Genomic DNA, 11,710 nt, shown 5'->3' with positions numbered 1-11,710 from the left:
TTGTTCCGGGGGCAATAATGGTGGGCACGCTTCGCTTTGCCCACCCTACAACGGCCTCCATTCAACCGAGCAACAGCTCGAATCGCGCCAAAAACTGCTTTTCGGCCCGGGCTGCGGTCCACGGCGTCAGGTAGTCCCGCACGGTGGCCTCGGGGAGGCCGGGGTCCCTGCCGAACAGGCGCTTCGCTTCATTTACCGAAAATCCCGCCAGATGGGTGGCTTCGAGATAGGCCGCACCGCGGTCGGCCGCTTTGATGGCCCTCGTGATTTCATCGGCGAGGCTTGGCGGCAGGCCGAAGCGCATATGGATCGCGGCCAGCAGGCGCTTCTCCACCAACTTGTAGTCGCCGCCGAGCACTGCCTTGAACGGTGAGATCATGTCGCCAATGACATATTCCGGCGCGTCGTGCAGCATCGCAGCGAGACGGAAGCGGGCGTCGACGCGCGGCATCTGCTCACGCATCACGGCTTCGACCAATAGCGTGTGCTGCGCCACCGAGAAGATGTGCGCGCCGCTGGTCTGCCCGTTCCAGCGCGCCACGCGCGCCAGGCCATGGGCTATGTCAGCGATTTCGATATCGAGCGGGGAAGGATCGAGCAGATCGAGCCGCCGCCCCGACAGCATCCGCTGCCAGGCGCGCGTGGCGACGCTGGACGATCTTCGCGCCGTCATTTGGCCTTGAGGCGGGGCTTGCGCAGTTTGCCGCTGCAGGCCTCGTGGCAGAAGCACGTGACGAGATGGTCGTTGACCATGCCGGTAGCCTGCATGAAGGCGTAGACGATGGTCGGGCCGACAAACTTGAAGCCGCGCGCGCCGAGTTCCTTTGAGATCTTGACCGAGACCGGGGTCGAGGCCGGTACGCTGGCCGTGGTCTTGAACTGGTTGACGATGGGCTTGCCATCGACGAAGTCCCACAGGAATTTGGAAAAGCCCGCGCCTTCTTCCATGATCTTCAAATAGGCCTTGGCGCTGTTGACGGCGCCTTCGATCTTGGCGCGGTTGCGCACGATGCCGGCGTCGTTCATCAGCGCGTGGATTTTCTTGGCATTGTAGCGCGCGATCTTTTCCGGCTGGAAATCGTCGAATGCTTTGCGGAAGTTTTCGCGCTTGCGCAAAATCGTGATCCACGACAGCCCGGCCTGAAAACCGTCGAGGATCAGCTTTTCGTACAGCGCCCGGTCGTCATACTCAGGCACACCCCATTCCGTGTCGTGATAGGCCATGTAGAACGGGTCTTCGCCGGGCCACGGGCACCGTGTCTTGCCGTCGGCGTGCAGGCGCGCAGATTTGCTCATGCGACGGTCTGCTTCGGTGGGACGCGAACGTCATTCGGATCGGTCAGCCGGATCGCAAGGCCGCCGGCGGTCAACGAAAGTCCTGCATCGAGCGCATCCGCAACGCGGTCGATCCGGACCAGTGCGAGGCCGCGGCCGCCGGCGGTCGATCCCATGGTGCCGACCTGCTTGTCGCCGCCGAGAACGGCGACGCCGGTTTCCGGCGAAAAGTCTTCGAGCGTGACCCGCACGATCCGCGTGCGCGCGGTGCCGCGATGCTGCATGCGCGACACGACTTCCTGGCCGACATAGCAGCCCTTGTCGAAATCGACGCCGTGCAGGCGATCCATATTGGTCTCGTGCGGGAATGCGTCGCTGTACATGAAGTCGAGCCCGCCGCGCGGCACGCCCAAGGCGATGCGATGCGCCTCGTAGGCCTCGCTGTCGACGAGGTCGGCGCCGATCAGCTCGGCCACCTTTTGCTTGAGATCTTCAGGGACAAGAATACGCCAGCCGAGAGCTTCATGCCGCGGATCGGCAAAGGCCAGATCGGGCTTCACCGCGGGCTCGCCGTCCCAAGCCGCCAGCACGCCCATGCTGTCGGAGATGTTCTCCACCGCGACCTTGGCGCGCAGCTTGTAGAAGCCGAGCTTGTCAGCGAGGTTTTGCGCCAGCACGCGGGGCGCATCGATCAGGAAGTCGCCGCCGTGACCTGCAGGGGCTTCGGTAATGAGGAAGTCCGCCGTGATTTTTCCCTGCGGCGTCAGCAGCGCGCCGAACCGGCCAAGACCGGGCTGCAGCGGCGTGACATCTGTGGTGACGAGGCCGTTGAGGAAATTGCGGGCATCCTCGCCGCTGACCTTGACCACGCCCCGGTCCGGAAGAAACGCTGCTTTCATTAGGTAAAACGGCCTCTTTTGCAGTGCGATTTGCAGTGAGCTCTCAAGTTCCTGGGAAAACGCAGGAGCCGGATATCACATGGGAACGTAAGGCGCTAAGGTGCTGTCAACAAGGCCTTAAAGCGAGCGCCAGAGGACCATGAAGCAGCGATGAATCAGCGATTTGATACCATTCTAAAATCCGGCACCGTGGTCAATCAGGACGGTGAGGGCATCTGCGACATCGGCATCTCCAATGGCCGGATCGCTGCGATCGGGGGGCTCGGACAGGCCTCCGCCGGCGAGACCATTGACTGCAAAGGCCTGCACATCCTGCCTGGCGTGATGGACACGCAGGTGCATTTCCGCGAGCCGGGGCTGACGCACAAGGAAGACCTCGAGACCGGCTCGCGCAGCGCCGTAATGGGCGGCGTTACCGCAGTGTTCGAGATGCCGAACACCAATCCGCTCACGGTCACCGAGGAGACGTTCACCGCCAAGATCAACGCCGGCCGTCATCGCATGCATTGCGACTTTGCCTTTTTCATCGGCGGCACCCGCGAGAACGTGAACCATCTGCCCGAGTTGGAACGCGCGCCTGGTTGTGCCGGCGTCAAGGTGTTCATCGGCTCTTCCACCGGCGCGTTGTTGGTCGAGGACGACGAAAGCCTGCGGCGCATCTTCCAGGTAATCCGCCGCCGCGCCGCCTTTCACGCTGAGGACGAATATCGCCTCAACGACCGCAAGTCGCTCCGCATCGAGGGCGACCCGCGCTCGCATCCGGTATGGCGCGACGAGACTGCAGCGCTGATGGCAACCCAGCGGCTGGTCAATCTTGCGCGCGAGACCGGCAAGCGCATCCACGTGCTGCACATCTCGACCAAGCAGGAGATCGAATATCTGCGCGACCACAAGGATGTCGCATCCTGCGAGGCGACGCCGCATCATCTCACCATGGCCGCGCCGGAATGCTACGAGCGGCTCGGCACGCTTGCGCAGATGAACCCGCCGGTGCGCGCGGCCGATCACCGTGAGGGAATCTGGTATGGCATCGAGCAGGGCATCATCGACGTGCTCGGCTCCGACCATGCGCCGCATACGCTGGAAGAAAAGGCGAAGACCTATCCCGCTTCGCCCTCCGGCATGACCGGCGTGCAGACGCTGGTGCCCTTGATGCTCGATCACGTCAATGCCGGGCGGCTGTCGCTACAGCGTTTCGTCGATCTCACCAGCGCGGGTCCTGCGCGGCTGTACAACATCGCCTGCAAGGGCCGCATTGCTGCGGGCTACGACGCCGACTTCACCATCGTCGATCTCAAGCGCTCTGAGACCATCACCAATAAGTGGGTGGCCTCGCGCGCCGGGTGGACGCCCTATGACGGCGTCCGCGTCACCGGATGGCCGGTCGGCACCTTCGTGCGCGGCAGGCGCGTGATGTGGCAGGGCGAGGTAACGACGCCGTCCATCGGCGAACCGGTGCGGTTCCTGGAGACGTTGAGGGCGTAAGAGTCTCTGCCGTCGAGCGAGGGCACGGTGTCGCGCCGCCCATAGTCGTCGTCACCCGCGAAGGCGGGTGATCCAGTATTCCAGAGACGGTAGTGATTGAATCGAGAAGCCGCGGCGTACTGGGTCGCCCGGTCAAGCCGGGCGATGACATTTGTGCAAGCTCATTGCTTCGCCAGCGTCAGCGAAAACTCGCCGTTGCGCACGCGTGCCGAAAGACCTTCGGCGAATTTTGCTACCGCGTCCTCGCCATAGGTCGAGACCAGTTCGGCGAGTGCCGTGAACAGGCTCGCCTGCGCCAGGCAGTCGCCGTCGACGCCATCGTGCCGCGCTTCGGCCCAGGCCTCGCTCAGGTAGCTAAGGGCAGTCTGCTTCTGTTCGAGATCCGGAAGCGGGTCGTGGGTGGTCGAGAAGGAGACTGGGCGGCTCATGAAGCTCAACGAAATCTGCGCGCGAACCAGGGCGGATCGCATCCTGACGCGACAAGCTGTAGCACGCGGTGCAGGGCCGCCTAGGCCACATCTTTAGGAAAGGTTAACGGCAGTGCCGATTTTTCGGGCGGCGGTTCCACGAGGTTCCCAACGTCAAGAAATGCAGCCGGGGATCGCTCCGGGCGTGGCGCAGACATGGTGGGCGCCGGCCTCGATCAGCTCGGCCCGGCTGCCATAGCCGTACAACACGCCGATGCCCTTCATGCCGTTGTTTTTTGCGCCGACCATGTCGTGGCCGCGGTCGCCGATCATCAGGGTTTTGGACGGATCGACGGCGACTTCCTTCAGCGCGTATTGCAGCAGATGCGACTTGTCGGCGCGGGTGCCGTCGAGCTCGGCGCCGAACACGCGCTCGAAGTGCTTGCGCAAGCCGAAATGGTCGATGATGCGTTCGGCGAACACGTGCGCCTTGCTGGTAGCGATGAACAGCCGGTGGCCGGACGCGCGGAGTGCCGTCAGCACCTCGTCGATGCCGTCGTACACGCCGTTTTCGTAGAGACCGATGTCGGAAAATCGCTCCCGGTAGAGCGTCACCGCGCGGTCCGCGGAGTGATCGCCGAGCAACTTCACAAAGCTCGAGCGCAGCGGCGGGCCGATGCACCAGGTCAGTTCGTCCGCGGTCGGAATCGTATGATGATCGAGCCTTTGCAGCGCGTATTGGATGCAACGGGTGATACCCGGCTTGGGGTCGGTCAGCGTTCCATCGAGGTCGAAATAAATTGCGTCCGTCATAGCGTTTTCGAGCGAAGTGGGGACCCGGTTCGCGGTGAGAAAATGCGTCAAACAACGACCCTCAGTTCGCATAGCGCGCGGTGAGGTCGCGCGAGATTTTGGAGCCTTCCTCGATATACCTGCGGATCGCGACCGAGGCTGCCGGCGTGCAGGTCCGGTAGGTCTGCTGAAAGCCGTTATAGCCGCGGTTGAAGCCGGCGATCATGCGGGCGCGGCGGTCCCCGGAAGGGGTTTCGGCGTCGATCAGCGCCTGCATCTCATTGCGCCATTTCGCTCCTTCATTGGCGCCGCAAATGCCCCGGAGGTAATGCAGGGTGCCGAGAATTTCGGCCAGCCGCTGCAGGTCGCCGTCGAACGGCGCAGCCGCGTCCTGGGCGCGTGCGGGGGCCACATGGCATGCCGAAATGAGGATGAGGGCGGCGAGGGCGTGCTTGAACATTTGAGGGCCGATATGCCCCCTCAATACGCCCGAGGCAAGGCGTGAGGCGCCGGCAGGGACGGCCTAGACCAGCTTCCGGGCGGCCTCGATGACCTCCAGCAGGCCGCCGGTCATCTTGAGATCGCCGAGCCCATCCGGCGCCAGCCATTTGAAATCGTCGTGCTCGTCGTTCAGGACCGGCTCCCTGGCCGTCCAGCGCGCCGCGAACGACATGATCAGGTAATGCCCGCCGCCGCTGGCCCCAGGCAACACCTCGCGCCAGCCGGCCAGGCCCAGAATCTCGATTCGCAAGCCGGTTTCCTCGTCCACCTCGCGGTGGAGCGCAGTATGCAGGGATTCGCCGAATTCGACCCGGCCGCCGGGGAGCGAGTAGAAGCCCTTGCCCGGCGAGCGGGCGCGGCGGACCAAGAGGACCTTGCCGTCGCGGAAGATCGCGCCGCTGACGGCGAGTTGGGGGCGGTCCGGCTGAATGGGGGAGGTCAAGGGGTGATCCGGTAAGCAGGGAACTCGCTGCGCAAGCGATCATGCCCGATCGGGCCGCGCAGGTCTAATGTGGTGGGCCGGGGACGAGGCGGCTAGTTCGACATCGCCGCGTCGAAGTCGGCCTCGGCATTGCCGTTGATGACGCCGCCGGCCAACGCCACCAGCGGCTTGACCCAGGCGGTGGCCTGCTCGGCCAGCGTAGCGCGGGTTTTGTCCTGCTGGGCCTCGCGCATCGCCTTGCCCACCGCGGTCAGTATCGAGGTCATGGTCGCCGTAAGCTTGTCGAAATCGGCACGGACCTTGGGGTCGGCGCATTCATAGGCCTCGATCGCGAGGTCGCGGGCCTTGAAGTTGGAGGCCCAGAAATGCTCGGCGTAGGACAGCGGCGTCCAGGTGAGAAAATCCTCGGCGCATTCCGGCATGTCCGGAACCATTTCGAGCAGCATGATGGCTTCGTTGAAATGATTCAGATAGTCGGTGGCGAGCCCGGTGCGGGGATTGATGTTGGCGACGCGCAATTGCTCCGCGCGAGCCTCGTCTATACGGCCCGTCGGTGGCGGCATCGGCGGATCGGATCGCACTTCTGTGGCGGCCATGGAGGTCATCGGCCCCACTGTTAACATCTGGGGTTAACACCCATTAAACGGAAGCTTATGTTGGTCAGATAATGTGCGGACGCTTCGTCATCACCTCGCCGCCGGAGGCGCTCCGGCAAATCTTCGGCTATATCGAGCAGCCCAATTTCCCGCCACAGTATAATATCGCGCCGACTCAACCGGTTCCGGTGGTGATTCTGGAAAACGGCGGCCGTCACTTCCGGCTGATGCGCTGGGGCCTGGTGCCGGCTTGGGTGAAGGATCCCCGCAAATTTACGCTCCTGATCAACGCGCGCTCGGAGACGGTGCTCGACAAGCCCGCGTTCAAAAACGCCATCAAGCGGCGGCGCTGTCTGATCCCGGCGGACGGCTACTACGAATGGCAGGACGCGGGCGGCCGCAAGCGGCCGTTCTTCATCCATCGCCGCGACGGCCATCCCGTTGGCTTTGCTGCGCTCGCGGAGACCTGGATGGGGCCGAACGGCGAGGAGACCGACAGCGTCGCCATCGTCACCGCACCGGCCAGCCGCGATCTCGCCACGCTGCATCACCGCGTGCCCGTGACGATCGCCCCTGACGAATTCGAGCGCTGGCTCGACGGCCGCATCCACGACGCAGAGGATGTCATGCCGCTGCTGCGCGGGCCGACCGAGGGCGAATTCGCCTGGCACGAGATTTCCACGCGCGTCAATCGCGTGGTCAATGACGACGCGCAATTGCTGCTGCCGATCACCGACGAGCAGCGCGCAGCGGAGGAGCCGAAGCCTGCGAAGCGCGCCGCGCCGCGCAAGGCGGCTCCGGCGGTGCCGGAGGATGACGGGCAGGGGTCGTTGTTCTGAGGTGGATGCAGATCTCGTCGTTCTCTCGTAGGGTGAGGAAAGCGAAGCGTGCCCACCATTTTCACCGCGCAATTCTGCTCGCAATGGTCGGCACGCTGCGCTTTGCCCACCCTACAGTCAGCGAAAAATATTCAGCGCTGCGTATTGCAACAGCATGATGGTCTTGGCGTCGACGATGCGGCCGTCCAATATCATTGCGAGCGCCTGGTCGATCGGCAACTCCAGCACCTCGATGTCCTCGCCTTCGTCGGCCAATCCGCCGCCGTCGCCGACCCGCATCGCAGCTTCGTATTCGGCGACGAAGAAGTGCAGTTTCTCGGTAACCGAGCCCGGGCTCATGAAGGCCTCGAACACCTTGCGCACATCGTGCAATAGATAGCCGATTTCCTCCTCCGCCTCCGCACGAATCCGGTTCTCGGGAGTCTCGTCGTCGAGCATGCCGGCGGCGGCCTCGATCATGAGATCGTCGTGACCGGCACGATAGGGCGGCAGGCGGAACTGCCGCGTCAGCACGACGGTGCGGCTTGCGACATTGTACGCCAACAGCGTGGCGGCGTGGCCGCGGTCGAAAACCTCCCGCTTCATCGTCTGCCATTCGCCGTTGCCGCGTCGATAGTCGAACTCGACTTCCTCCAACCGATAGTGCCGGTCGGAGAGCACATGGACGTTCTTGACGCGGACACGATCTGCGAGGCTCATGGCAATCCTTCAGTTCACCGCGGCGGCTCGCGGCCGTCGAGCCATTTGGAGAAGAACAGGATCTGTTGCTCGCCGAAACCGATCGACTGGTAGAACGCGGCGACGCCCGAATTTTCCGGCCGCACCAGCAATTGCAGTTTCGGAATGCCGGCCGCGCGCAGCCAGTCCTCGGCCGCGTTCATGATGGCGCGGCCATAGCCTTTGGCGCGGCGATCAGGATCCGACGCGACGTAATAGACCCAGCCACGATGCCCATCATGGCCGACCATCGCGGTGGCCACGATCGCGGCACCCTCGCGGCCGATCAGCACGGTCGAATTCGGCCCGCGACGTGCCAGCGCGATATCGCTGGCGGGATCGTTCCAGGGCCGCGTCAGGCCGCAGGCCTGCCACAGCGCGATCACGGCCGCGACGTCGGCATCTGCGATGTCGGTGATGGCGAGCGCAGGCACGGGCTTCGTCGCTGATGCGGTCACAACACCTTGCCCGGGTTCATGATGCCGAGCGGGTCGAGCATTGCCTTGATGCTGCGCATCAGTTCGATCGCGACCTTGTCCTTGACGTCGGGCAGTTCGTCGCGCTTGAGCACGCCGATGCCGTGCTCGGCGGAAATCGATCCGCCCATCCGCAGCACGATTTCGAACACCACCTCGTTGACCTCATGCCAGCGCGACATGAAGTCGGCGGTGTTGCCGCCGATCGGCTGGCTGACATTGTAGTGGATGTTGCCGTCGCCGAGATGGCCGAATGGCACCGGCCGCGAGCCCGGAATGAGTTTTACAACGGCCGCATTGGCCTCCTCGATGAAGGCGGGCACGGCCGCGACCGGCACCGAGATATCGTGCTTGATCGAGCCGCCTTCCGGCTTCTGCGCGGCCGACATTTCATCGCGCAGTTTCCAGAACCCGGCGCGCTGCGAGAGATTCGCCGCGATCACGGCATCGTCGACGATGCCTTCCTCCATGCCCTGAGCGAGGATCGCTTCCAGCGCATCACGCGCGTCTTCGCGCGAGGACGACAATTCCATCAGCACGTACCAGGGGTGCTTGGTCGAGAGCGGATCGCGGATGTCGATGCCGTGACGCAGGCTGAAATCGACGGCGATGTCGGCCAGCAATTCGAAGCTGGTCAGGCTGCCGGCAGCCTCATTCTGCGCGATCGACAACAGCTTCAATGCCTGCGCCGGCGATTGGAGGCCGACATAGGCGGTCTCCACCGCGTGCGGCTTCGGAAACAGCTTTAACGTCGCCGCAGTGATGATGCCGAGCGTGCCCTCGGCGCCGATGAAGAGGTTGCGCAAATCGTAGCCGGTGTTGTCCTTTTTCAGTTTGGACAATCCGTTCAGGATCCGGCCGTCGGCGAGGACGACTTCGAGCCCGAGCGCCATCTCGCGCGCCACGCCATACGCCAGCGCCGCCGTGCCGCCGGCATTGGTGGAGAGATTGCCGCCGATGGTGCAGCTTCCTTCCGCACCGAGCGAGAGCGGGAACAGGCGATCCACTTCGGCCGCGCGAGCTTGCGCGATCTGCAGCACCACGCCGGCCTCGCACGTCATGGTGTTGGACGCGGGATCGATCTCGCGAATTTTGTCCAGCCGCCGTAGCGAGACGACGACCTCGCCATGATGCGGGGTCTGCCCGCCGACCAGGCCGGTATTCCCACCCTGCGGCACCAGCGCGATTTTGTGCTCGCTGGCGAGCTTGCAGATCGCGGACACCTCTGCCGTCGAGCCCGGCCGCAGCACCAGCGGCGAGCGGCCGTGGAACAGGTCGCGTTCCTCGGTGACGTAGGGCGCGATATCGGCGGCATCGGTCACCGCATATTTGTCGCCGACGATGGCGCGGAATTTTGCGATCCGCTCGGCGGGAAGCGGCGGCACGGAACCCTGAACGATATTCATTTTCTTCTCTTTCATTCCCGCCCGTTTATTCTCGCCCAACTGCTGCGCGGCGCAGCCGGTCGTTGATGGCTTCGCCCAATCCTTCCTCGGGGATTGGCATCACCGCGATGGTGCGCGCGCCTTTGCTGTCGAGCGCGCGAAGATGGCCGAACAAATTGGCGGCGGCCTCGTCAAGATCGCCACGCCCCGACAGATTCATCACGTGAGAGGCGGCGTCAATTCCCGAAATTGCTCCGAGGCCAAACGCGAGCAATGCTTCTCCCGGCTCGAGCGCGACGGCATTGAGCCGCACGCGCGCGCGGGGCGCGTAGTGCGAGGCCAGCATGCCCGGCGCCAGCGGCTGACCGCCTTCGTTTTCGGCGTCCGTCGGTGGCTGCACCAGCACACGGCCCAGCACGCGCTCGATCTCGGCGCGGGGCAGGCCGCCGGGGCGCAGCAGCGTCGGCGCGTCAAAGCAGCCGACGATGGTCGATTCGACGCCGACCTCGACCGCGCCGCCATTGACGATCAGGTCGATCCGCCCCGCGAGGTCGCTCAGCACATGGGCTGCGGTCGTCGGCGAGACATGGCCGGAGATGTTCGCGGACGGCGCCACCACGGGGCCGCCGAACTCGCGCAGGATGTCGCGCGCGATCCTGTGGGCCGGAATGCGGACCGCCACCGTATCGAGTCCCGCGGTGGCGAGATCGGCGACTGAGCAACCTTCCGTCTTCGGCAGCACCAGCGTCAGCGGGCCGGGCCAGAATGTTTCGGCGAGCGCCGTCGCAGCCGCATCAAACCGGGCGATCTGCCGCGCGGCCGCGAGATCGCCGACATGGGCGATCAGCGGGTTGAAGGCGGGCCGGCCCTTGGCCTGGTAGAGGCGGGCGATCGCGGCCGGATTGGTGGCGTCGGCGCCGAGGCCGTAGACCGTCTCGGTCGGGAACGCCACCAGCCCGCCTTCTGAAAGCGCACGCGCGGCAGCCGCCACGGCAGCCTCGCCGGCGGGCAAAATCTGGGTTTTCAGGCCAACATTCACTGTGATTAATTTCCTTAATTCGGCTGCTTGCGGTCGCCGAAACCCAAGGCTATAAGCCGCGTTCCAAGTCGGAGTGTGGCTCAGCCCGGTAGAGCACTGCGTTCGGGACGCAGGGGTCGCAGGTTCGAATCCTGCCACTCCGACCATGAAATTCTTATGCTTTTCGTCTTTTTTCACGATAGGCAGCCAAGTCAACCCCGGAAATAACCCCAGAAACGGTGTTCTGCTTTGGTTTCGACGTGATTGCGCTGGCCGCATCGCGTAAAAAATCCGGATGATGATGGCCGTAGGTATCGAGTAGTACTTCGACGGACATCCCGAGGAATCCAGCCGACTTCCACGGGTCTGCCCCGCGCTGCATCAGCCAGGTTGCGGCGGTGTGTCGTAACGTGTGAGGCGTGACCTTGCCCTGTTCGGTGGATAGTCGCGCAAGCCTGACAGCGCTTCGAAATCCGGTCTTCACGGATTTCACAGCCGCGCCGTTGAACTCCACGAAATGCGATATGATAGCATCCGTTCGAATCCAGCGCCGCATATGTGCGAGCAGGCGATCGGGTAATGGCGCCGGTGGCTGGCGTTTCTTGGTGCCTGTCTGACCCTGTGCAAGCCTGTAGAAGATGCCGTGCTCCAGATCGACATACGATCGGCCTTCATCCCGATACGGTGACGCGGATGCGATGGCGCCGGCTCGCGTCCCCGTATTGAGGCCAATCAGGATGAAGCGTGCGATGTGACGCAGTGGACGCTTGTCGGTTTCTATTTTTTGATTTTTCAAGGCACCGCGATGTTGCGTCTGCACCTCGCGATATCGCCAGCAGGTCCACAAAGAGCAGCCGCTTCGCTACGTGTTAGCCATC

At 63.9% G+C, this 11,710-nt stretch carries 15 protein-coding genes and 1 tRNA gene; 3 read left to right on the top strand and 13 right to left on the bottom strand.

The annotated features are described in order from the left end of the window. Window positions 1-61: 61 nt before the first annotated feature. Genes LMTR3_RS08630 through ygfZ form a run of 3 tightly spaced genes read right to left on the bottom strand, consistent with a single transcriptional unit; the run spans window position 62 to window position 2,174 of the window. The gene (locus LMTR3_RS08630) at window positions 62-673 is read right to left on the bottom strand and encodes a YfbR-like 5'-deoxynucleotidase (protein ID WP_065744662.1); all 612 of its coding nucleotides are present in this window, start codon (window positions 671-673) and stop codon (window positions 62-64) included. After that, a complete protein-coding gene (locus tag LMTR3_RS08625; protein ID WP_065744661.1) occupies window positions 670-1,296 on the bottom strand; it encodes a DNA-3-methyladenine glycosylase I in 627 nt (208 codons plus the stop codon). The genes LMTR3_RS08630 and LMTR3_RS08625 overlap by 4 nt, the downstream gene beginning before the upstream one ends. Continuing rightward, complete coding sequence (gene ygfZ / locus LMTR3_RS08620) at window positions 1,293-2,174, bottom strand: CAF17-like 4Fe-4S cluster assembly/insertion protein YgfZ (protein ID WP_065744660.1); 882 nt, start codon at window positions 2,172-2,174, stop codon at window positions 1,293-1,295. Before ygfZ ends, LMTR3_RS08625 begins: the two co-directional genes overlap by 4 nt. A gap of 150 nt (window positions 2,175-2,324) precedes the next feature. On the opposite strand from ygfZ, the gene LMTR3_RS08615 reads away from it, so the two are divergent. After that, entirely contained in the window at window positions 2,325-3,659 is a 1,335-nt protein-coding gene (locus LMTR3_RS08615; protein ID WP_065744659.1) for a dihydroorotase, read from the top strand. A gap of 161 nt (window positions 3,660-3,820) precedes the next feature. Here the strand turns inward: LMTR3_RS08615 and LMTR3_RS08610 are convergent, their stop codons facing one another. From LMTR3_RS08610 to LMTR3_RS08590, 5 genes are all read right to left on the bottom strand, one after another. Then, a complete protein-coding gene (locus LMTR3_RS08610) occupies window positions 3,821-4,087 on the bottom strand; it encodes a hypothetical protein (RefSeq protein WP_065744658.1) in 267 nt (88 codons plus the stop codon). Between the two features lie 153 nt (window positions 4,088-4,240). Then, window positions 4,241-4,879 (bottom strand): HAD family hydrolase, encoded by a 639-nt coding sequence (locus tag LMTR3_RS08605; protein ID WP_065744657.1) that lies wholly within the window; start codon window positions 4,877-4,879, stop codon window positions 4,241-4,243. A 61-nt stretch (window positions 4,880-4,940) separates the two neighbouring features. After that, the gene (locus tag LMTR3_RS08600; protein WP_057841689.1) at window positions 4,941-5,318 is read right to left on the bottom strand and encodes a TIGR02301 family protein; all 378 of its coding nucleotides are present in this window, start codon (window positions 5,316-5,318) and stop codon (window positions 4,941-4,943) included. A gap of 63 nt (window positions 5,319-5,381) precedes the next feature. Further along, a complete protein-coding gene (locus tag LMTR3_RS08595; protein ID WP_065744656.1) occupies window positions 5,382-5,801 on the bottom strand; it encodes an NUDIX hydrolase in 420 nt (139 codons plus the stop codon). Window positions 5,802-5,893: 92 nt separating this feature from the next. Beyond that, window positions 5,894-6,406: a hypothetical protein gene (locus tag LMTR3_RS08590; protein WP_065744655.1), complete on the bottom strand. Its 513-nt coding sequence runs from the start codon at window positions 6,404-6,406 to the stop codon at window positions 5,894-5,896. A 62-nt stretch (window positions 6,407-6,468) separates the two neighbouring features. Between LMTR3_RS08590 and LMTR3_RS08585 the strand changes: the two genes are divergently transcribed. Continuing rightward, entirely contained in the window at window positions 6,469-7,236 is a 768-nt protein-coding gene (locus LMTR3_RS08585; RefSeq protein WP_065744654.1) for an SOS response-associated peptidase, read from the top strand. Window positions 7,237-7,353: 117 nt separating this feature from the next. On the opposite strand, the gene LMTR3_RS08580 is transcribed toward LMTR3_RS08585, so the two are convergent. Genes LMTR3_RS08580 through LMTR3_RS08565 form a run of 4 tightly spaced genes read right to left on the bottom strand, consistent with a single transcriptional unit; the run spans window position 7,354 to window position 10,853 of the window. Continuing rightward, complete coding sequence (locus LMTR3_RS08580; RefSeq protein WP_065744653.1) at window positions 7,354-7,935, bottom strand: NUDIX hydrolase; 582 nt, start codon at window positions 7,933-7,935, stop codon at window positions 7,354-7,356. 14 nt (window positions 7,936-7,949) lie between these two features. Beyond that, window positions 7,950-8,387, bottom strand: a complete 438-nt coding sequence (locus LMTR3_RS08575; protein ID WP_065744699.1) for a GNAT family acetyltransferase — start codon at window positions 8,385-8,387, stop codon at window positions 7,950-7,952. A gap of 20 nt (window positions 8,388-8,407) precedes the next feature. Then, complete coding sequence (locus LMTR3_RS08570; protein WP_065744698.1) at window positions 8,408-9,835, bottom strand: FAD-binding oxidoreductase; 1,428 nt, start codon at window positions 9,833-9,835, stop codon at window positions 8,408-8,410. A 25-nt stretch (window positions 9,836-9,860) separates the two neighbouring features. Continuing rightward, a complete protein-coding gene (locus tag LMTR3_RS08565; RefSeq protein ID WP_065744652.1) occupies window positions 9,861-10,853 on the bottom strand; it encodes an L-threonylcarbamoyladenylate synthase in 993 nt (330 codons plus the stop codon). Between the two features lie 69 nt (window positions 10,854-10,922). Between LMTR3_RS08565 and LMTR3_RS08560 the strand changes: the two genes are divergently transcribed. After that, window positions 10,923-10,999, top strand: a tRNA-Pro gene (locus tag LMTR3_RS08560). An 8-nt stretch (window positions 11,000-11,007) separates the two neighbouring features. On the opposite strand, the gene LMTR3_RS39090 is transcribed toward LMTR3_RS08560, so the two are convergent. Continuing rightward, a complete protein-coding gene (locus LMTR3_RS39090; protein WP_245319810.1) occupies window positions 11,008-11,652 on the bottom strand; it encodes a tyrosine-type recombinase/integrase in 645 nt (214 codons plus the stop codon). Between the last annotated feature and the right edge of the window lie 58 nt (window positions 11,653-11,710).

The sequence above is a fragment of the Bradyrhizobium sp. LMTR 3 genome (assembly GCF_001693485.1).
Taxonomy (GTDB): domain Bacteria; phylum Pseudomonadota; class Alphaproteobacteria; order Rhizobiales; family Xanthobacteraceae; genus Bradyrhizobium.
This window is presented reverse-complemented; position numbering and strand designations above follow the sequence as displayed.